15 protein-coding genes and 1 pseudogene are annotated in these 20,859 nt (G+C 56.9%); 6 read left to right on the top strand and 10 right to left on the bottom strand.

Features of this window, described 5'->3' with window-relative positions; translation table 11 throughout:
• Positions 1–444: 444 nt before the first annotated feature.
• The 6 genes from QTL95_RS17620 to QTL95_RS17595 all read right to left on the bottom strand — a co-directional run bounded on the left by QTL95_RS17620 (position 445) and on the right by QTL95_RS17595 (position 2,713).
• Positions 445–624 (bottom strand): hypothetical protein, encoded by a 180-nt coding sequence (locus QTL95_RS17620; protein WP_289721218.1) that lies wholly within the window; start codon positions 622–624, stop codon positions 445–447.
• 40 nt (positions 625–664) lie between these two features.
• On the bottom strand, positions 665–820 hold the full coding sequence (locus QTL95_RS17615; RefSeq protein WP_289721217.1) for an entericidin: 156 nt from the start codon (positions 818–820) through the stop codon (positions 665–667).
• A 182-nt stretch (positions 821–1,002) separates the two neighbouring features.
• Positions 1,003–1,272: a hypothetical protein gene (locus QTL95_RS17610; protein ID WP_289721216.1), complete on the bottom strand. Its 270-nt coding sequence runs from the start codon at positions 1,270–1,272 to the stop codon at positions 1,003–1,005.
• A 71-nt stretch (positions 1,273–1,343) separates the two neighbouring features.
• On the bottom strand, positions 1,344–1,577 hold the full coding sequence (locus tag QTL95_RS17605; RefSeq protein ID WP_289721215.1) for a DUF6894 family protein: 234 nt from the start codon (positions 1,575–1,577) through the stop codon (positions 1,344–1,346).
• Positions 1,578–1,654: 77 nt separating this feature from the next.
• The gene (locus tag QTL95_RS17600) at positions 1,655–2,152 is read right to left on the bottom strand and encodes a hypothetical protein (protein WP_289721214.1); all 498 of its coding nucleotides are present in this window, start codon (positions 2,150–2,152) and stop codon (positions 1,655–1,657) included.
• Positions 2,153–2,170: 18 nt separating this feature from the next.
• Positions 2,171–2,713 carry a YidB family protein gene (locus QTL95_RS17595; protein WP_289721213.1) on the bottom strand — a complete coding sequence of 181 codons (543 nt, stop codon included), beginning with the start codon at positions 2,711–2,713 and terminating at the stop codon, positions 2,171–2,173.
• Positions 2,714–3,398: 685 nt separating this feature from the next.
• On the opposite strand from QTL95_RS17595, the gene QTL95_RS17590 reads away from it, so the two are divergent.
• From QTL95_RS17590 to QTL95_RS17570, 5 genes and pseudogenes are all read left to right on the top strand, one after another.
• Positions 3,399–6,659 carry a DEAD/DEAH box helicase gene (locus tag QTL95_RS17590; protein WP_289721212.1) on the top strand — a complete coding sequence of 1,087 codons (3,261 nt, stop codon included), beginning with the start codon at positions 3,399–3,401 and terminating at the stop codon, positions 6,657–6,659.
• The gene (locus QTL95_RS17585; protein ID WP_289721211.1) at positions 6,652–7,848 is read left to right on the top strand and encodes a glycosyltransferase; all 1,197 of its coding nucleotides are present in this window, start codon (positions 6,652–6,654) and stop codon (positions 7,846–7,848) included. The genes QTL95_RS17590 and QTL95_RS17585 overlap by 8 nt, the downstream gene beginning before the upstream one ends.
• Before the next feature lie 39 nt (positions 7,849–7,887).
• Positions 7,888–9,027, top strand: a pseudogene (locus tag QTL95_RS17580) (glycosyltransferase); the annotation flags it as partial.
• A gap of 10 nt (positions 9,028–9,037) precedes the next feature.
• Positions 9,038–12,271, top strand: a complete 3,234-nt coding sequence (locus QTL95_RS17575) for a glycosyltransferase (RefSeq protein ID WP_289721210.1) — start codon at positions 9,038–9,040, stop codon at positions 12,269–12,271.
• A complete protein-coding gene (locus QTL95_RS17570) occupies positions 12,268–14,529 on the top strand; it encodes a glycosyltransferase family 4 protein (protein ID WP_289721209.1) in 2,262 nt (753 codons plus the stop codon). The genes QTL95_RS17575 and QTL95_RS17570 overlap by 4 nt, the downstream gene beginning before the upstream one ends.
• 117 nt (positions 14,530–14,646) lie before the next feature.
• Here QTL95_RS17570 and QTL95_RS17565 read toward each other — a convergent pair whose 3' ends face one another.
• The 4 genes from QTL95_RS17565 to QTL95_RS17550 all read right to left on the bottom strand — a co-directional run bounded on the left by QTL95_RS17565 (position 14,647) and on the right by QTL95_RS17550 (position 19,734).
• A complete protein-coding gene (locus QTL95_RS17565) occupies positions 14,647–15,063 on the bottom strand; it encodes a CBS domain-containing protein (RefSeq protein ID WP_289721208.1) in 417 nt (138 codons plus the stop codon).
• Positions 15,064–15,442: 379 nt separating this feature from the next.
• Positions 15,443–17,821, bottom strand: coding sequence for a phosphoketolase family protein (locus QTL95_RS17560; RefSeq protein ID WP_442981309.1), 2,379 nt, complete (start codon positions 17,819–17,821; stop codon positions 15,443–15,445).
• Between the two features lie 11 nt (positions 17,822–17,832).
• The gene (locus QTL95_RS17555; RefSeq protein WP_289721207.1) at positions 17,833–19,017 is read right to left on the bottom strand and encodes an acetate/propionate family kinase; all 1,185 of its coding nucleotides are present in this window, start codon (positions 19,015–19,017) and stop codon (positions 17,833–17,835) included.
• Positions 19,018–19,410: 393 nt separating this feature from the next.
• The gene (locus QTL95_RS17550) at positions 19,411–19,734 is read right to left on the bottom strand and encodes a hypothetical protein (protein ID WP_289721206.1); all 324 of its coding nucleotides are present in this window, start codon (positions 19,732–19,734) and stop codon (positions 19,411–19,413) included.
• Between the two features lie 575 nt (positions 19,735–20,309).
• Here QTL95_RS17550 and QTL95_RS17545 point away from each other — a divergent pair.
• On the top strand, positions 20,310–20,834 hold the full coding sequence (locus QTL95_RS17545) for an RNA polymerase sigma factor (protein WP_289721205.1): 525 nt from the start codon (positions 20,310–20,312) through the stop codon (positions 20,832–20,834).
• Positions 20,835–20,859 lie beyond the last annotated feature (25 nt).

The following is a 20,859-nucleotide window of genomic DNA, read 5'->3' as shown; positions in this document are numbered from 1 at the left end:
CCGGCCGGGTCGACGATCGACAAGAACCAGTCCGACATCGGCGGCGGCGCAAACGCTGAGGACAAGACGAAGTGTACGGATCCTGCAAGCAGCGCAGGGAAGGGCAAGCTCCAGACTCAGGGCGGGAAAAGCAATGCACGCCCAAAGACGAGCCCTGCGCCGCGCACAACAACTATCTTGTCACGTTTGAATATTGACCGATCCCGCCGCGCCGATTGAGGTAGCGACGGGATCGCATCGATATGATCTCAGCCCACACTGTCCGGCGAGAATTCACCTTATGGCTGAAGAGCTTGGCCTTACATTTCAACCTTCGCCTCATCGGCGACGGGACTCGGGAAATTTGGGGTGGTTCTATGTTTGGAGTGGATGCGTCTTCGCGAGTGGTGGTTTGATCCGAATCCTGACCTTGCAAACACCGCGAGCCAAAGCGCGTAGCAGGCCTTATTTGGGAGTTCGCTCTTCCCACCCCATCGAACGGCACTGCCTTTCCGCCACGTACTGGGCCTCAGCTAGACTCTTGTACATCCCTGGAAGTTCATAACGTTGGAGGCGGAAGATGAAAAACGCCTTCTTGTTGATCCTGTTAAAGGTCACGGTCGGTGGGGTTTCCGTATCGCTCATAGTGCCTTCCGCTTGTTCCCCCGCATATAACCTAAGGCACCTAGTTTGAAGCTGCGCGATTGACGCGATGACCGGCGCTTTGAGTAGCGTCTACCGTATTTGCGGTGTCCTTGCCCATGCCACGGATAGTGTTGCCACATGCCGTAAGCGAGATGGTCAAAATGGTCGCAGCGATAATTGTAGAAATGGCTTTCATAGGATTCTCCGGTTTCATTATGGATGCCGACCTAACGCCGGCGAACGTCTTAAGTTCCGAGTTCTACTCTATCAGTAGTTCCGTCGGTCGAAGACGCTTCCAAGCGGGTACCATCTTCCGACCGAGACGCAGCTATGGCTGCTGACCTCAGAAATTACTCGTAACCAATGCGCGGTCGCTACTCACACCGACGACGACGGAACGACGCCCAGAGTTGGCTTCAAGGATTCGTCATGGGCTGGTTCAGCATACGCGCTAGCGATTGCCGCCCGAACTTCATCCTCTTCCCAACCAGCGTCTACTGCGGAAGACACAAGTTCGTGCTGTCTTTCCGTATCGGAAGCTCGGGAGGTCTCGTTCAAATGTTTACGAGCGGTTTCAAGACACTGCTTAAGGTCTTCCGCTCGAGCGATATCGCCGATCGAATGGCTTGGGGAAGCAACATAGGTCATCGTAGAATCTCCGGTTTGCAGTTTAATCAAACTGTGGGCATTAAGTTCCGGACCAGCACCGCCAAGATCTCTCATCCAAGCTTGACCACGTCAAGAAACGGCAAGACAGCCAGCACCCGGCCTTGCTCATCAGCTATCTCGAAGCGCGTACCGTCGATTCTCTCTTGTTGCTTCACAAGCTCGGCCACCATCTCCCTAGCCGACGCTTCTGCTTCGCGCTTGGCCGCTTCAAGAGAAGCGAGTTCAATTCCTTCTTTGTCGTCGTCGTAGCCTCGTTCCGAACGCACATGAAAGTAAAATCGCATTTGCTAGTCCATCTGTTTGAGACGCTCTGGGCGGCCTCTTACGATCTCCTTCGCGATCCGCCCGAACCCCTTCGACACTATCGCGTGGCTCCCCAGAGGTAGGCGATAGCGGCTACGATCCCGACGGCTGTCAGCGGGCGCTCGCGGATCTTTGCTTCGACGTCGTTCCAAATCCCGCGGACCTCCGCTTTTGCAAGATGGGCGCCGCCCTCCGCGATCTCGCCAACCGACCCTGCAACGCGGCCTGCGTCGCGCCGAAGGCTGCGAAGACCTTCGCTCGGGGCCGCGCTATCTAAGCCGTTTGTTCTCTCGCCCGTTGCGGCGAGGGCGTCGTCGACCAGAGGATATTGGTCGTCGTCGTCAGTCGCCATAGGTCGGCGGCCAGCGATACGAGCAGCTTCATCGGCGTCTGTGCGACCTGCTGGGATCGAGGTAGTCGTCGCCGATACTGGATCCGAGGCCGGAAACGTATCTTCGAGCCTCATGTCCAGTTCGCCTTTACGCGCTTTCTCGCGCTGTTTGTCTTGCTCCTTAAGCATCGACTGCACAGCAGGTGACTTCTTTGGATCCGGCATGATGAGCTCCTTTCGTCGTCAGGCTTGGGTTTGGCCACTGGTGGTGGCCGCACTCGCCGAACTCAGGAACTCATCTCCGGCGTCGGGTACCCGCCCGTGCGGGGTCAGATCATCTACAGCCGTGGGAAGATCGCGGCTCAAACGATCGATGATTTCCTGAGGCGACAGTCCGGTCTTAGCCGCCAGTTCGTTAATGACATCAGGGCCGAGAGCTTCGGAAAGCTGATCGTTATCGATAGGCACGTTAGGTCCGGACTGCACCCAGCTCTGGGCCTTATCCTCGTGACCGTTCTGCTGGAACGTCTTCAGCAGGTCACCAAGCCCGCCACTGAGTATCCCGCCAGTCGTCAGGCCTCCGAGAAGATCGCCGAGGCCCCCAGGGCCGGAAAACATTCCGCCTTGTCCTTTCGATTGCGGTGATCCCGGCTGACCGGCGCTCGAGCCGCCATCCGGCACCGCCGGGTTTTGAATGCCCCGTAGAAAGTCGCCGATTTTATCCCGATTCTGATATCCGGCGACAACCAGGGCCCCCAGAAGCGCTTTCATGGGTCCGCTCATCATAACATGTACTCCTATGGTGGAAAGGTGGCCGCGGATAAGCCAGTCCGCCGCCGGAGAGATCAGACGAGCTTTGCCGTCTTGCATTCGCCCTCAGCTCAAGGATTGCAGATGGCGCAGTCATATCAATAGCTCCTTGAAAGAGGCGCGTGATCGACGCGATAACCAACGCCTCGCTATTTGGTTCCAGGTCTCTCAAGCTGCAAATAACCAAACTGAAGACGGGGCCGGACGATCCATCCTGCGGTGATAGGCAAGCTTCACGCGAGAAGCTTCGGTGGGAGAGGCGGCGAAGGACCGGCGAAAGCCAACCCTCCGCCGATCGCCAACGAGGACAAGGGACGAAAACCGCAGCGATACTGGCTTCAACTTGCGTCTACGGAGAGAGTTCCAGGCGACGTGACACATGATTTGAGGTGGAACTAGATGATGACGGACAGTAGAGCCGCTTTCGATACTAGTGGCTGATGTTCGGAACGCACCCCCCACAGTCTATGAAACAACTGCCGGTAAGCGCTCAGCTTTGGTTTGCGGGACCGAAGCGGCACGCTGCTGAACGCCTACCTGTGTCCTATGGCGCAATGTGCGGCATCGATCTTGTGCCCATCCCCCTATTCGGAACCTAGTCACGTGACGGTCGTTGACTAGCGCCATTCTACCCGTTTCCGCAATTACATGGTTCAGAGTGATGTCAGTAGATTCCAAAAAGCCACACAGCGCTGCAAATCATACTTTCGTTGCCAGTGAGCTTGCACGCCTTGTTGACGCCAACTGTGGCGACGACATTGTCTTCGTCGCACGCTCGGACGGGCGTGCAAAGCGCGTCGTCGAGGCATGCGACTGCATCTCGCTCAAGAGCAAACTCGTTTATCTGCCCGCGTGGGATTGTCTTCCATACGACAGAGTACCGCCATCGAGAGCTTCCATGGGAATGCGAATGGATGCCCTGCGCGATTGGCTGGCGACTGAGCGCGGCGGACGACTATGTGTGACGTCACTCGAAGCCATGCTGCAGCGGGTGCCACCTGCGGACGTTGTCCAATCGGCGTTCTTCAATGTTGCTGTCGGCACCCGGTTTGATCTCGCGTCGTTCGAAGCTTTCCTTTCGCAGACAGGCTACGCGATCGACGGCGTCGTCGATGAGCCCGGTGAGGTCGCGATCCTAAAGGACGTTGTCGATATTTTTCCTGCCGGCGGCAATCAACCGATGCGGTGCTATCTGAGTGAAGAGGGTATTGTAGAGGAACTCTGGTTTTACGATCCGGCGACACAACGCACGCAAGCAAGCGTTCAAACGATGTTGTTCGGACCAGCTTCCGAAGTCGTCCTCCCTCCTGGGAATCCCGTAGAACCGCCCAATGGACAGGCCGTATATGCCCAGATGTTTGCAAATTACGGCGCGCTCCAAGCGGTATTCGACTTGTTGAAACCCGCCGCCTTTTTGATAGACGAACAGGTAGACGGAAGGGTAGACGAGTATCTCGACATTATAGAGGATGCACGAACTTCCTCTGGGGCGCCTTTGACGCAACGCTCGCTCTATCTCGACCGCGAGTCCTGGGATGACGCGCGCTCCTCACCAGGCTGGTCAATCTTAAGTACAGAAGGATATTCTCCGTTAGGAATAGGTCGGAGAGGGTTCAGAGCCCTCAGGGAGCTTGTCAACAATGCTGCCACCAATGGCACGCCTCTCGCGATAGCGGGAGACGAACCTCGCTTGAGCAGATTGACAGATCGGTTGAGCAAATCGTTGAACACTAAAGTGGTGCCTACCGAAACCTGGCAAGATCTCTTGGAGCCTGGACCAGGAATCAGAAGCGGAAGAGTCGCGTGGACGGAAGGGTATATAGATCGCAAGCGAAATTTGGTGGTGGTGGCTTGCCAAGACATTCTTGGTCCGCCGATCGGCGACCGACGCGACCTTGCGGCGTCGACGCTCCGCGCTCCGGATCTCCAGATTGGAGACGTTGTTGTTCATGAGGAGCATGGGGTTGCGATTTTGCGCGCAATCGAAACCACCGTTGTCGAAGGCGTAGAATTTGACTCCGTGCGGCTTGAGTATCATGGGGGTGCTTCGATCATCGTTCCCATGAAGGATTTTGGCCTCCTTTGGCGATACGGGGCCGAAGCCTCTTCCGTAAACCTGGACCGGCTCAACACGAATGGATGGGCGAAGAAACGAGAAGACCTGCAGCAGGATATCCTGTCCGCAGCCAAACATCTCGTCGATGCCGCCCGTCGACGTTCCGAGATGAAATCGAAACCGCTATCGCCGCCGCAAGACCGGTATCAGAAATTCGCTGCGCGCTTCCCTTACAGTCTCACGACCGATCAAATGAACGCGGTAGGTGAATGTTTGGCCGATATGGCGAGTAACCGTCCTATGGATCGTCTGATTTGCGGGGATGTAGGATTCGGAAAGACCGAAATTGCTCTGAGAGCTGCGGCGGCGGCTGCAATGTCCGACATGCAGGTGGCAGTGGTCGCGCCGACAACTATTCTGGCCAGACAACACTACGATGTGTTCAAGAAGCGATTTGAGAAGTCCGGACTTAAAGTCAGCCTGCTATCGCGCGCGGTGAAAGACGCCGAGGTCACGCGAACGCTCGATGCGATAAATGATGGGTCCGTCGATATTGTAATCGCAACCCATTCGATTCTGGGGAAGGATCTAAGCTTCCAAAGGCTGGGGCTGGTTATTATCGACGAGGAGCACCGTTTCGGCGCTGCCGACAAAGCCGCTATGCGGGCTCTTTCGCCGAACGTCCACGTGCTGGCCCTATCTGCGACGCCTATTCCCCGCACCCTGCAATCCGCTCTCATCGGCGTTCAAGACGTGAGCTTGCTCACAACGCCACCCGCCCGTCGCCGCCCCGTCAGGACCTCCATACTACAAACCGACACGGCATCGATCCGGGCAGCTTTGCTGCGTGAGAGACGTCGTGGCGGACAATCCTTTTTTGTCGCCCCACGGGTCGCTGACATCGCTCCGCTCCAAGCAATGCTTGCGGAGATAGCACCAGAGCTGGAGGTTCTCGTGGCGCACGGCAAGATGGCGGTAGATAGGATGGAAGATGCTGTTGTTCGCTTTTCCGAAGGCGAGGCCGACATTCTACTTTCAACCAACATCATCGAGAGCGGTCTCGATGTACCCCGCGCGAACACGATTTTCGTCTGGCGTTCCGACCGATTTGGTCTGGCACAGCTTCATCAATTGCGGGGTCGCGTTGGAAGAGGCAGATCGCAAGGGTTGGCGTACATGTTGACCGAGACTGATGATAAGACAAGCGACGATAGTCGCCAGCGTCTATCCGCGCTGCTCAAGTTCGATCGTCTGGGATCGGGTACTGACGTGGCGATGAATGACCTTGAGCTACGTGGCGGTGGTAGCGTGGCAGGCGAGGAGCAGGCGGGACACATCAAGGTTCTCGGAACTAATCTCTATCAAGAGCTTCTTGCGAACGCGGTAAGCTCGGTTCGGGGAGGAGTCTCAGCATCGTTTGAACTTCCCGATTTCGAGATCGGCGTAACGGGCTATATCCCGTCCGATTACGTTCCGGATCCAACAGTGCGACTGAGCTTTTATACCCGTCTTCAAAAGATGACGTCGATGGAAGAGTTTGACGAGTTGGAGGAGGAGATGTTGGATCGCTTCGGGGACCTCGCCGAGCCGGTGGTGGTGCTGCTTCGAGCTGCTTGTTTGCGGGCGCAAGCCGGTCATCTCGGTATTGCATCGGTCCTTGTAGGACCAGAAGGAACCGCGATCGAATTCCACAAACGCGCCAATGCTTCCAAGCTCCTAGAATGGAAAAAGCGCGCAAAGCCAATCGTGAGAGGCAAGCGGATCCTTTTTGACTTGAAGACCGAGGCCGATGAGCGCCTCGCGTTTCTGGAGACACTTTTTGCAGCGACCGCCAGTATGGACACCTTAGGCAGAAGCCATGGGTGAGATTGTTGGCCGCGCTAGAACGCGACTTGTCGTTATCAGTGACTACCAGGAAGGATGTTTCCAGGATGCGGAGCTGCCACCAGCCGCAGATTTTCAAGCCCTATGGGAGGCACGTGGCGTCGCGGGATCCGCTTTTGGAGGGGATTACAAGGAGAAGTTCGATGTAGTAGGCAGCTACATGGAGCGTCTCCCGCTTGCGTTCTTGCGATCCAGGCTTGTCGATAGCGCCGAGATTTGGACCCACAGTCGAAGTCCCGAGGCTATCGCCCGTCGAGACAACGGGCCGCTGACCCGGAGGTCATTCAGGTTGAATGGTCCAATGGCTCCTTTCTCCTCAAACGACATGTTGGGTTACATCGCCGCTTTTGGAGCACCGGACATTTTATGCGTGTGGGGGCTCGGCGTCGACGAAGAAATCATGCGCGCTTGCAGCAAAAGCTTTAAGATTTACAATTCGATCGATGCGCCAGCGTTGCGCATCCCACCTGAAGTCAGCCGCCATTTCGATCTCATCCTGACCGGTGCCGATTGGCAGTCTGAGGAAGTTCAACGCGTCCATCCCGGCATGGCAACGTTAGTTCTACCAATTGGGCCTGAATTCGCCTCCGAGACCATGTTCAGGCCACTGGGCTTGGAGAAAGTGTACGACGTAATCTATGTAGCCGCCGCTCAATCCTATAAGCGTCACGACGTGCTCTTTGATGCGTTGGCAAAAATTCCCGTGCCGCTTAAAACTCTCTGTGTCTGCGGTTACGGAGAGTTGGTCGACTCGTTCAAAGCTCGAACAACGGAGCTCGGCTTGGACGTTGAATTCATTGGGCCTCCAGGCGTGGGCTACGACGAAGTCAATAGATACATGAGCCAATCGAAGATTGGGGTGGTCTGTGGCGTGGATGACGGGGCGCCGGCCATTCTCACCGAATACATGCTCGCAGGGATTCCCGTGCTGGCGAACAACAAACTTGCCTGCGGGCTTCAGTACATCACGCGTGACACTGGCTTGGCTGTCGACGGTGCTCTGTTCGCCCAAGGCATCGTCGAAATGCTCGCGAGACGGAGTGATTTCTCCCCAAGACAGACCGTCTGTGAAAACTGGCTTTGGCCCTCCTCGATCGAGAAGCTTGCGCACGCTATCCAGTCAAATCCGAGGGGGCATCTTATTTTTGGGAGCAAGGAACCATCGTCATAAATGCAGGTTCACTAACGCAACGTAGCGTGGGGATTTGGCATGAATCTTGTGACGGCTTTGAAGGCGCTTGATCATCGCGCACCGATAGTTTGTTTCTCCCATCTTCGTTGGGACTTTGTGGTTCAACGGCCGCAGCATCTAATGGAAAGATTCTCTTGCGATCGGCGGGTCATTTTTTTCGAAGAGTTCATTCCAACCGACCACCATTTGGCATATTTTGAAGTCCATAGCTTCGAGGGCACGGCGGTTAAAGCGATCCGACCACGCGTCCCGCATTGGTGGTCCGAAGCTGAACGACAAGCTGCTCTGTCGCGGCTGCTCGATGAGGTGATCGCTTCGTTTTGCGTGGCCAAGCCGATTCTGTGGTTTTACACCCCTTTGATGTTCTCCTTTGCCCTTCATGTCGACGCGGAAGCTGTTGTCTACGACTGCATGGATGAACTCGCAAATTTTAAGTTTGCGCCACCGGAACTCAAGGATGCAGAGGGTGTGCTATTGTGCCGAGCGGGTGTGGTATTCACTGGCGGAGAAAGCCTTTTCGAAGCAAAAAGCAATCGTCACACCAACGTCCACTGTTTTCCGTCAAGTGTCGATGTCACACACTTCGGCTCGGCGAGAGCCCGCAAGGACACGCCCAATGACCAGACCTCGATAGGCTTGCCTCGGCTCGGCTATATTGGCGTGATTGATGAGCGGATTGACTTGGAGCTGGTAGACGAAGTTGCGAGGATGAGGCCGAACTATTCGTTCGTCTTCGTGGGTCCCGTAGTGAAGATTGCACCATCGGACCTGCCTAAACGAGCGAACCTTCATTATCTCGGTCGAAAAAGCTACCATGAGCTTCCAGCATATCTAAGCGGCTGGCGCGCAGCTTTGATGCCATTCGCGCACAACGATGCCACCCGCTATATTAGTCCCACCAAGACCCCTGAATATCTTGCCGCCGGCGTTCCAGTCGTTAGCACGCGTATCGCAGATGTCGTGTCAGGCTATAGCAAAGTACCGGGGGTCTTTCTCGTGGACGGAGCCGAACATTTCGCTGCAGCCTGCGATGAGGCTTGTCGAATGGATCCCGCCGATCCGGCTTGGCGTGCCGTGATCGATGAAAAGCTTTCAGAGTCATCTTGGGACAAAACGTTCGCAAAGATGAGCGCCTTGGTGGAACACGCGATCGCGCGAGAAGAACTCCATGTCTGACGCCAAACGCGTGGTTATCGCCACAGACAGCCTGGAGCCGTCGGGATTGGGGGAGCACATGCTCGACCTCGGACAGGGCTTGCAAGAGACGTTTGACGTAACGTTCGCGGTCGTTGGCGAGGACCGTACTGGCTTACTCCCGCGGGCGGCTCGCCGCGGCCTGAGAGTAAAGTTGGCGAGAGATGATGTGGAGTTCCGCGACTGGTTGCAGCGCGCCGGCGTTGATCTGTTGCACGTCCACGCTGGAATAGGATGGGAAGGCCATGAACTTTCCTCGGCCGGAATCGATTGCAACATCCCCGTTATCCGGACCGAGCACCTTCCATACTTGCTAACCGATCCTCAGCAAAAACGGCGCTACCGCGCAGCCACGGAACGTATTTCCCAACACATCGTAGTCTCTGCAGCTTCCAAGGCAAGCTATCTAGCCGAAGGGATCTCCAGCGATCGCATCACCGTCGTCAGGAACGGCGTTCAGCCGATGACACCGACCAAACCCTCGGGCTCGATCGATGAAGAACTTGCGATTGCGGGGAAGATTGTTCTGCTGACAGTTGCGCGCCTTACCCCGCAAAAGGACCACGCGTCCCTCATCAGGGCCTTCCCCACGATCTTGCACGCGGTCCCGTCGGCCATTCTTATCCTCGTGGGAACGGGGGAGGAGCAGTCAAATTTGGAAGCCCTTGTCGAGGATCTCGGTCTGACATCGCTTGTCCGTTTTCTGGGATCGAGAGCTGACGTCGCTGACCTGATGCTGGCGGCGGATGTCTTCATTCTCCCATCGCAATTCGAGGGGCTCCCCCTAGCGGTTCTCGAAGCCATGTCGGTCGGATTGCCGGTCGTGGCGACCCGAATTGGCGGAAGCGTCGAGGCATTGGGAGAAGAGTATGAGTATTTTGCTGAGCCGGGAAATGAAAGTTCCATTGCTGAGGTCGTCATTCGGGCGCTCCAAGATGCTGACCGATTGGAAACTGCTAGCGAAGCCGGTCGGGAACGGTACGGACGCCATTTCACCGCCTCCCGCATGGTCAGTGAGACCGCCGAGGTCTACGGTCGCCATGCAGGCTCTCAAAGCTCGAAGGGTAACATGATGACAAAAACGCGCCTCGGTTTCATCGGTGTTGGCGGTATCGCGCAACGTCACCTGAACGTTCTTGCGACCTTTAAAGACATTGAACTTGTTGCTTTTTGCGATCCGGACCTTGATCGCGCGGTCTCGGCCGCCTCCCGCTTTGGCGCCAGATCCTACAAAGCGCATAGAGAGATGCTCGACGCCGAGGATTTGGACGCAGTCTATATCTGCATTCCACCGTTTGCTCATGGCGACGCGGAGTTTGACTTGATTGAGCGGGGCATTCCGTTTTTCGTCGAGAAGCCACTGACGAGAGACATCAAGCTTGCAGAAGAGATCGCGCACAAGGTCAGCGCCGCAGGTCTGGTCACAGGCGTGGGCTACCATTGGCGATACCTGGATATCGTCGATGAAGCGCGCGAGTTACTCAAAGACAATCCTGCGCAGCTCCTTTCGGGGTATTGGCTCGATTCGACGCCGCCTCCTCAGTGGTGGTGGAAGGAAGAGCAGTCCGGCGGGCAGATGGTCGAGCAAACGACGCACCTTCTCGACCTCGCCCGATTTCTTGTCGGCGAAGTCACTGAGGTATACGGCAGGACGGGCCATGTGGACCGCGGGGATTTCCCCGGCCTTGACGTGCCGACTGTAACCACAGCCAACCTGACTTTCGAGACTGGCGTATTGGCCAACATCTCATCGACCTGTTTGCTTGGTTGGAGCCATCGGGTCGGTCTCCACATCTTCGCAGACAAACTGGCGATCGAGCTAAACGATCATGAGATCATGGTTGATGTCGGTCGGGGTCGCCCAGTTCGGACAGCCGTTGGTGACCCGGTCTGGAGAGAAGATAGGGATTTTGTCGATGCGGTAGCAGGGAGGCCGAACAACATTCGTTGCCCTTACGGCGACGCGCTTATTACGCACCGGCTTGCTCTCGCCGTTGTTGCGTCGGCAAATAGCGGCGATGCTGTGAGGTTGCAGCCTGCGGCATTCGATCGCAGCACCTTACCGCCGCTTCAATCTGAACAGGTCGATGATCTGGATCAGCCTTTGCCGGCTGGTCACCGGTTAGTCCGATCTCTCGGCGTCAAAGGTCCGTTGGAAGCCTATTTTTTTGAGTACGAGGAAGGACCGACGCCGGACGGACAAGTCAGGCTGGAGACGCTTTATACGGGACTGTCAGCGGGCACGGAACTAACGTTCCTCAAGAATACCAACCCGTACTTCCATTCTCGCTTCGACGGTCAGCGCGGCGTTTTCTTGCGAAGCGAGCCTGATCTTCATTACCCGGTCCCCTTCCTCGGCTACATGGAGGTGGCGAAAGTGGTCGAATCCAGGGCCGCGGGTTTCCGAGATGGACAGATTATTTGTGGGACTTACGGCCATAAAAGCGGTCATACCGCAGACCCTTATCACGAAACGCTGATCCCACTCCCAGATGACGTCGACCCGGTTCTTGGGGTCTTCGCCGCCCAAATGGGCCCAATTGCTGCCAACGGTATCCTTCACGCCGATGCCGAAGTGTTTGGATCTCATGTCCCATCGCTCGGCGCGAGCATTGCCGGACGTCCCGTGCTTGTCTGCGGCGGAGGGCCTGTCGGATTTATGACCGCTCTGTTTGCCCGCAAAGCGGGGGCGTCTGAAGTGGTGATCACCGACCCCTCGTCATTCCGACGCGCAAGGGCCGAAGCTTTGGGATTCGTCGCGCTCACCGATGACGAGGCGTGGCAATACACTAAGGCGAGATGGCACGACGGGACCATGGGGCGGGGCGCCGACATTGTGTTCCAGACCAGAGCAAGCGCTGAGAGCCTGCATCTCGCAATGAAAGCATTGCGGCCCCAAGGTGTCGTCATAGATCTTGCTTTTTATCAGGGCGGTTCTCCCGATCTAAGACTTGGAGAGGAATTCCATCACAACGGTCTGAGCATCAAATGCGCTCAGATCAACAGAGTGCCACGGGGGCTCTCTGCGAGTTGGGACAGGCGTCGCTTGGCGGCGAATACGGTCGAGGTACTACGTTGCGATGGCCAGGCTATCAGAGACCATCTGATAACCGATATTGTGCCGATGTCGGATGGCCTTGTGTTCCTGCGAAGTCTGATCGACAACCGACCGGACTTTATCCAGATCGTCTTTCAGGCTGACCTATGATCGGGGACGATAACTCGCCTACACGAATTCTATTTGTATTCGCCTGGCTCGTCGTCGGCGGCGAGGAGACGGAGGTTCGTCTTCTTGCAGCCAACCTGGATCCTGACCGGTATAAGATAGATGTCGTCGCGTGCTTTCGTAAACCTGGGATGCCGGAACAAACACACCAGCAACTTGAAGCGCTCGGCGTACACGTCGACACAACACCTTACGATCTCTCATTCGATGACACGGTCGCTTACCTCGCCGGGAAGGTGCCGGCATATGATCTCGTCGTCTCCTGCCAGAACGTCGCCGACATATACCCCGCCTTGGAGAGGCTTAAACTGCGCCCTCCGCTAATCGAGCATGGAGGGCTGGTATCTGAAGCCGAGGCAGGGCCAAAGCATTTCACTTCGCGTTACGTTGGTGTGTGTCGGACAATCACCGAGGCGGCTGCAGCCCGAATGCCTGGACGCGAGTCCCATGCAGTCGAAATTCCCTCTATGGTCGATCTCAGCGAGTTCGGAAACGGTCGACGTAGCGAGGTTCGAACGGTGCTCGGGATCGACGAAAGCGAGGTCCTTATCGGGTGGGTGGGAAGACTGGACCCCAAAAAGAACGTCGAGGACTTCATCGATGCGGCGGCATCACTTCAGGGAAGCTGCCCAATTGCAAAATTTATCGTCGTCGGCGGCCCTGACGCCTTTCACCCCGATTACGCTGTTGAACTCCGTCAGCGTGCAACCGCGCTCGGTCTCGGCCCAAGGTTGACATTCCTTGGAGACCGGACGGACGTCCCGGATCTCCTGGCAGCAATGGATATCTTCGTCTGGCTTTCCAAGGGCGAGGGAATGCCCCACGTGATCGCAGAGGCAGGCGCCGCATCTCTTCCCGTCATCGCAACGCCTGACAACGGTGCTCTGCAGCAAATTGAGGATGGAGTCTCCGGCATTTTGGTTCCACACGCAGATGTGTTAGCAGTGGCGGTCAGTATTCGGAAACTGATCGACGATCGAGATGAGGGTAAACGGCTAGGTCAGCGGTTGAGGCTGAAGATCGAGGAGCGCTACAGCGTTCCGGCTGTAATACCGCTGTGGGAGAAGTTGTTCTCGGACGTTCTGCGCGAACGGCAGGCCGGGCGTCCCAAAAAGATTTTCAAATCCTTCTTGCAAGGCGGCTTTGAATGCTCGACGCATCGTCTGCGGCAAAGAGAAGGGGAACAGCACGGGCGTCGTCTGGATATCATCCACGCTACACAGCACGAGGACCACGCCTACCAAGACTATCTGCGACTACAGGAGTTCGGCATAAAAACGGTCCGCGACGGGTTCCGATGGCACCTGATTGATAGGGCCGGCAGCTACGATTGGTCGAGCGTTCGCTCAATGCTGAGGGCAGCATCACTCTCGGGCACACAGGTCATTTGGGATCTGCTCCACTATGGTTGGCCTGACGATCTGGACATCTGGTCGCCGAAATTCGTTGAGCGTTTCGCAAAATTTGCCGGAGCATGCGCCGACGTCGTGCGAGATGAAACCGACCTGGTTCCGTTCTACTGCCCAGTGAACGAGATTTCGTTCTTTGCATGGGGTGGAGGCGATGCCGCCTATTTGAATCCTTTCTCGAGACATCGTGGGTTTGAGTTGAAGGTTCAGTTAGCACGCGCCTCAATCGCAGCCATGGACGCGATCCGGGAGGTCGATGCACGCGCCCGTTTTGTCCACTGCGATCCGGTTATCAACGTCGTCGCGGATCGCGCGCGCCCGTGGGATACTGCCGCCGCCGAAGGCCACCGGCTTGCACAGTTTCAAGGTTGGGACTTGATCGAAGGCAGGATCTGGCCACAGATCGGGGGCCTAGCTGACTACCTGGATATCGTTGGTGTCAACTATTACTTTAATAATCAATGGATCCATAGAGGGTCTCCGATTGACATCGGGCACCAACAATACAAACCACTTCGGAATATTCTTGTGGAGACCTATGCCCGATACGGTCGTCCGATTCTAATCGCCGAAACCGGGATAGAAGGCGATCGCAGGGCGCCGTGGATCCAGTACGTAGCCAAGGAAGCCTCGGCGGCTATCGCCGCCGGCGTTCCCCTTGAAGGGATCTGTCTCTATCCAATCCTTGATCACCCAGGGTGGGACGACGAGCGTGACTGCCGAAACGGTCTTCTGTCTTCGTCGGTCAGTCCGAACTTTCGACCCATTTCTGATCATGATTTTGCTCAGAGTATCGAGCGCGTGTTCCCCGTTTTCCGGGATGGTGCGTGACCTGAGCCCCATCATCACACGACATTGCACACGTGATGTACCTCGCCGCCATGACTTGAATAGCAATGTCGCGATTTTGATAACAAAAGTTTCAGAGTATACGGTCGGGGTAGCCTATTATTTCACTTCCTCATCATCAGAAATCTCTTCCAGCGTGACGCCCGCCAGCTCCTCGTTGAGGACCGCCATATCACCGAGGGAAAGAATTCCACTCACGTTGCCGTCGTGATCGAAAACCAAGAGACGGCGCATCTGAAGTTCAGACATTCGGCGGGAGGCCTCGCGGAGGTCGTCATCCTCAAGGCAGCTCTCAATCCCTGATGTCATGATCTCTGAAACTGGGCCATCCAGATCGAGTCCCTCGGCTACCGCTCGCAGGACGATATCGCGATCAGTTACGATGCCTAAAATTTCACTATTGATGATCGGTATCGCGCCACTGTCGATCCGCGACATCATCTGAGCCACCTGACGGATGCTGGCATCCGGTGCAGCGATGACAACATCTTTAGTCATGACATCTCGAACGAACATACTCAGATCTCCTGTGGGTCTATCAGAAGTCGGTAGCGCAGATAATGTTCCGCTGCTTTGAGGCGATGCTAAAGCTCGGGAGACAATTGCATGAACGACGCAGTCGTTGAATCGAGGCCTCCCTCGGCGAATGACGCGTCGACTATGTCCAAGCATCGCCGGCCCTGACAACCACCTTGGCGCCTCGCTGGATAGTGTCTGGGCGCTTTCTCGGGGAGGCGTTCGGCGGCGACTTATGCCTTGCGATCGGGCAGGTAGGACACCATACGTGATTCCGACACTTCTATGACATGTCGCGCATGCCGGTTCGGCGTCGCTGCGCTGACACGCCCGCAAGGCGATGACGTCTGCCTCGCTCATAACGCAGACGTCCACTTCGTCAGCGCTTCCACCGCCAATCCCTAATTTCCGGCATGTCCTCGCCATACTGCTCGACATAGCCGCGATGTTCCACGAGCTTTGCGCGGAATTGGTTGACCGTCTCGCGCACTTTGTCTGCAAGGCCCGGCACGCGAGCTATCGCCTCCAGCGCCAAATGAAACCTGTCCAGCTCGTTCAGCACCGTCATGTCGAACGGCGTCGTGGTCGTGCCTTCCTCGATGAAGCCGCGGACGTGGATATTCTGGTGGTTCGTTCGCCGATAGGTCAGCCGATGGATGAGGTAGGGATAGCCGTGGTAGGCAAATATGACGGGCTTGTCTGTCGTGAAAATCCTGTCAAACGCCTCGTGCGTGATGCCATGTGGATGCTGCTCGGGATCCTGCAGTGCCAGCAAGTCCACGACGTTCACGGTCCTGATCTTCAGATCGGGGATTTCCTCGTGTAGCAGCATGACTGCCGCCAGCGTCTCCATCGTCGGCACGTCGCCTGCGCATGCCATCACGACGTCGGGCGCGATCGTGTTGTCCTCATAGCTCGCCCACTCCCAGATACTTGCGCCCGCCTTGCAATGCGCCTCGGCTTCGTCGATCGAAAGCCATTGCGGTTCCGGCTGCTTGCCCGCAACGATCACATTGATGCGGTCGTAGGTCTTCAGGCAATGGTCGCCGACCCACAGCAGCGTGTTGGCGTCCGGCGGCAGATAGATGCGGACGATGTCTGCCTTCTTGTTGGAAACGAGATCGACGAACCCCGGATCCTGGTGCGAGAAGCCGTTGTGATCTTGGCGCCAGACGTGCGAGGTCAGTAGGTAGTTCAAGGAGGAGATCGGCGCCCGCCATTCCAGTTCGCGTGTGACCTTAAGCCACTTGGCGTGCTGGTTGAACATGGAGTCGATGATGTGAATGAACGCCTCGTAGCATGAGAAGAGGCCGTGTCGTCCCGTCAGAAGATAGCCTTCCAGCCACCCCTGGCAAAGATGCTCGGACAACACCTCCATCACCCGGCCATCGCGCGACAGATGCACGTCGTAGTCCTCGATGGACTGCATCCATACGCGCTGCGTCTCATCGAAGACACTTCCCAGGCGATTGCTCTCCGTCTCGTCGGGACCGAACACGCGAAAGTTCTTCGTGTCGGCGTTGAGCTTGACGACCTCCCGGAGGTAGTGGCCGAAGATCTCCGTGGACTGCACCTGTTGAGAGCCGCGCTCTCCAACTTCGACGGCAAAGTCCTGGATGGGGCGTGCCAGCAACTCCTTGCGAAGCAGTCCCCCGTTGGCGAACGGCGTGGCGCCCATTCTCTTCTTTCCCGTAGGGGCCAGTGCGCGAAGTTCTTCCTTCAACCGCCCGTCGTGGTCAAAGAGGTCTTCGGGATCATAGGATCGCATCCAGTCCTCGAGGATCTTGCGATGGCCGTCGTCGCCCCGGCAGTTGGCGACCGGAACCTGATGAGCACGCCAGAACCCCTCGACTTTCTTCCCATCGACCTCCTTCGGCCCCGTCCATCCTTTGGGGCTGCGCAGGACGATCATGGGCCAGCGGGGAACGCCCGGCGAAGGTGCATTGGCTCGGGCCTCGTCCCTGAGTTCGCGGATCCTTTCGAAGACATATTCCAAAGTCTCCGCCATCTTCCGATGCATGACATCAGGATCATGGCCCTCAATGAATATCGGCTCGTACCCGTAACCACGAAACAGACTGGTGAGGTCTTCATCGCTGCTGCGCGCGAGGATCGTTGGGTTGGCGATCTTGTAGCCATTGAGATGCAAAATAGGGAGCACAACGCCGTCGCGGGAGGCGTTGAGGAACTTTGTCGAGTGCCACGCGGCCGCCAGTGGGCCGGTTTCAGCCTCGCCGTCACCGACGACGCACGCGGCGATCAGGTCGGGGTTGTCGAACACTGCGCCAAAGGCGTGCACAAGGGCGTAACCGAGTTCGCCGCCTTCGTGGATCGATCCGGGCGTTTCGGGCGCGACATGACTTGGAATGCCGCCGGGGAAGGAGAACTGCTTGAACAGCTTCCGCAGGCCTTCCGTGCTTTCGGGGATGTCGGGATAGACCTCGCTGTAGGTGCCTTCGAGATAGGTGTTGGCGACCATGCCGGGACCGCCGTGACCGGGGCCGCATATGTACAGAAGGTCGAGGTCTCGCTTCCTGATGACCCGGTTGAGGTGCGCGTAGATGAAGTTCAAGCCCGGTGTCGTCCCCCAGTGACCGAGAAGTCGCGGCTTTATGTGTTCCGGCTTCAGAGGTTCGCGAAGCAGCGGGTTGTCCATGAGGTAGATCTGGCCGACAGACAAGTAGTTGGCTGCCCGCCAGTAGCGGTCGATCAGGGCAAGTTCGACATCATAGATGACATTCGTAGCGACGTCGTTCACGATCTTCTCCTTCAGAGCCTGTGGTGCGAGAGGACGGAAAGCGCTTCGTCGGCGATCACCTGTTCCTCGTCGGTGGGAATGACGAATGTCTTAATGCGGCTGCTCGGCGTGCTAATGACTTGGCTGTTCGCTTCGTTGCGTCCGTCATCCAGTTCAAGACCGAGCCAGTGCAGGCGTTCCGAAATCCGGCCGCGGATCTCCGGCTGGTTCTCCCCGACTCCCGCTGTGAAGACGACTGCATCAAGCCCTCCGAGCGTTGCAGCCTGCCGCGATATCTCGCCCGCCACTCGCAGACAGAAGAGATCGATGGCCTCGGTCGCTTCATGACTTGGATCTTTGAGGAGAACGCGTGTATCACCGCTGATGCCCGAGACGCCGAGCAAGCCGCACTCATGATAGAGAAACTGCTCGATCCGCTCCGGTTGGCGCATGCCTGTCCGCATGAGGTAGAGCAGGGCGCCGGGATCGATCCAGCCGGGTCGGGTCGCCATCGGAATGCCGTCCAGCGCGGAGAACCCCATGCTTGTGTCGCAACTCCGACCGCCGATCATCCCGCAGACGCTTGCACCGCTTCCTAAGTGACACGCAACCACCCGACCTTGCGCAGTGTCTGGATCGATGCGAGCCAGAGTTCTCGCGATGTAGGTATAGGACAGGCCATGGAACCCGTATCGCCTGACGCCATCGTTGTGCATCGCCCGCGGGATCGCTAAGCGCCGAACCGCGTCTGCCTGCGAGGCGTGGAAGGCCGTGTCGAATGAAGCCGACTGCCAGATCTCTTCCGTGCTGTCGCGGACTGCCCGGATCACCCGCAAGGCTGCTGGCTGATGGAGGGGTGCGAGCAGCACCAGGCTCTCGATGTCGTCTACGACGCTATTCTCGAGGTGAACCGCTTGCTCGAACTTCATGCCGCCATGAACCACACGATGTCCGGCAGCAACAATTTTACCCGACACGACAGCGCCGAGATGATCGATCACCTGATCGACGACTTCACCAAAGTCACTCACCGGATCGCCGAAGAGTTCGCGCTCGAAGGCCAGTCCGCTGATTTTTCCGACAAGCCGGAGCGGGCGGGCCTCGAAATCGATCTTTGCCCGCCCGGTCGAAATAGCAGCGCCAGACACCATTTCGAATACGCCGATCTTGAGGGAGGATGAGCCAGCGTTGAATGTCAGGAGCACGTCTTCGGCCATGGAAACTCCTCAGGTTGTACCCGGTACGGCTTCCTTGTACTTAGCGCCGAGAGCTTCTTCGACCACCACTAATTCGATTGCCCTCCGCCGCAGTTCGCTTAAGGCCGATCCATCCACCGAGACGACCGTGTGATCGACAGACAAGCCGAGACCGTTCTGCGTGAACCCAAGATACGGATGCAAACGGGCGCGGGCCGCGATCCGATTGCGTCGTCTCCGAACATGGCTTGTTTCGGTGACGCGAATGTGGGGGCACGGTGCAGGTTACGGCCGCTGACCATACTAGAAGTTTTCCTTCTTGGGTAACGGGCACGCACTTGACCTCCGCAGCCAAGACGGTCTCGCCAGGGTGGCCGATCGAGGTCCGAGGCGTGACGGAAAGCACTTCCTCCGTCATTGCGTCGCCGAGGAAAAATACCGCTTTGCGCTTTCCTCAAGTATCTCGGACAGCTCTTCGTAGTAGGCTGCCAATTCTGCAGGTGTAATCGTTCGCGTACGAATTCTATCCTGATAAGCTGCGGCCCGCTCCCAGGCTACGAAAATTGCCTCGATTTGATCCCCCGAAGCGTCTCGGAGTTGGTCCCTTAGTGCCGGCAATCGCATCATCAGCTTCTTGCGGCCAAGTTCTCTTTCTGTTCTCTCTTCCCTGTCCACCACCTGCCGTCCTGAAAACCAATACACCTTCGAAAGCACGCGAGCCTCGTTACCTTTGGCCATGCGCTCGTTCACTCGTATGGAACTGCAAAAAAACGCGTAAGCAATCTCTGAAGTTCCAGAGGTTGGGGTACTGCCATCGGCGGTATAGTCGCGGCGAGTTTGCCACTGACGCTTTCGCCGGCAAACTGCAATGTGTTTAGGATCGGCGTTAAGTTTGTGGGCGTTTCTAATACAGCGATTCGGCGGCTAGGGTATCAAGGGCTCGGAGAGCTGCAAAAGGCGAGACGGGATGGTTTGTACGATGGCGTATAATGTGTGGAACAGGCCCGCGTCTTCGACGACTTGGCTAGATCAAGAGGGGGCCCAAGGTCTTTTTGCCCTCCAACTAGGTTCACCGTTTGCCCGGCTGCTTGTGAATCCGGCCAATGATTGTCGTACTCCCAACCTGGATTATTCGCCGGTTTTCGGTCTTTAGGGCGGCATCTGCGATGGCTGCGTAAACAAGGGTCCCTTAGGACCGCGATTTGCTCATGCGCCGCGACGGTTCCCATTGCCTTGTAAAGTTGAGTATTGTAGGCATGTTTTTCGGTGGCCCGGTGTGGCAGCCTTTCTGAAACAACATAAATTGCACCAAAATGGACGCCTTACACTCGAACTCGGTCGATGAACTGCTGGATATCTATTTTCGGCAGGAGAAGGATCTGCGATCGCATCTACAGAGACGAGTTGGCTCTACTGAGCTTGCTGAAGATGCCATGCAAGAGACGTGGATTAAGCTGGCGAGTATGGAGTCGCTGCCACCGATCGGCAACAAGCTGGCTTACTTGCTCAGGATTGCGGGCAATATTGCTACGGATTTGCATCGCAAGGAGAGACGCCACACAGGTCGGCGAAGCGAGGATGATTCGGCTTTGCAAGCGATCGCCGACGACGGTCCAACGCCCGAAACGGTGATCATCCAAAAAGACCTGCTCAAAGCGTTGACGCGGTCCCTGCTCGAGCTTCCCCCAAATTGCCGGGCGGCGCTGCTTATGAGCCGGTGCGATGATCTGACCCACCGCGAAATTGCAAGCCGACTGAAGGTGTCGGAGAGCATGGTCGCAAAGTACCTCGCCCAAGCGCTACGCCACTGCCGTGACATTTTCCGAAGCATCACATAATTGCAGTTGACCGTTACGAGATCGG

The organism is Rhizobium sp. S152, assembly GCF_030380735.1.
In the GTDB taxonomy this organism is placed as follows: domain Bacteria; phylum Pseudomonadota; class Alphaproteobacteria; order Rhizobiales; family Rhizobiaceae; genus Rhizobium.
Note: the sequence above shows the minus strand (reverse complement) of the source record. Positions and strands in the feature narration are given on the sequence as shown.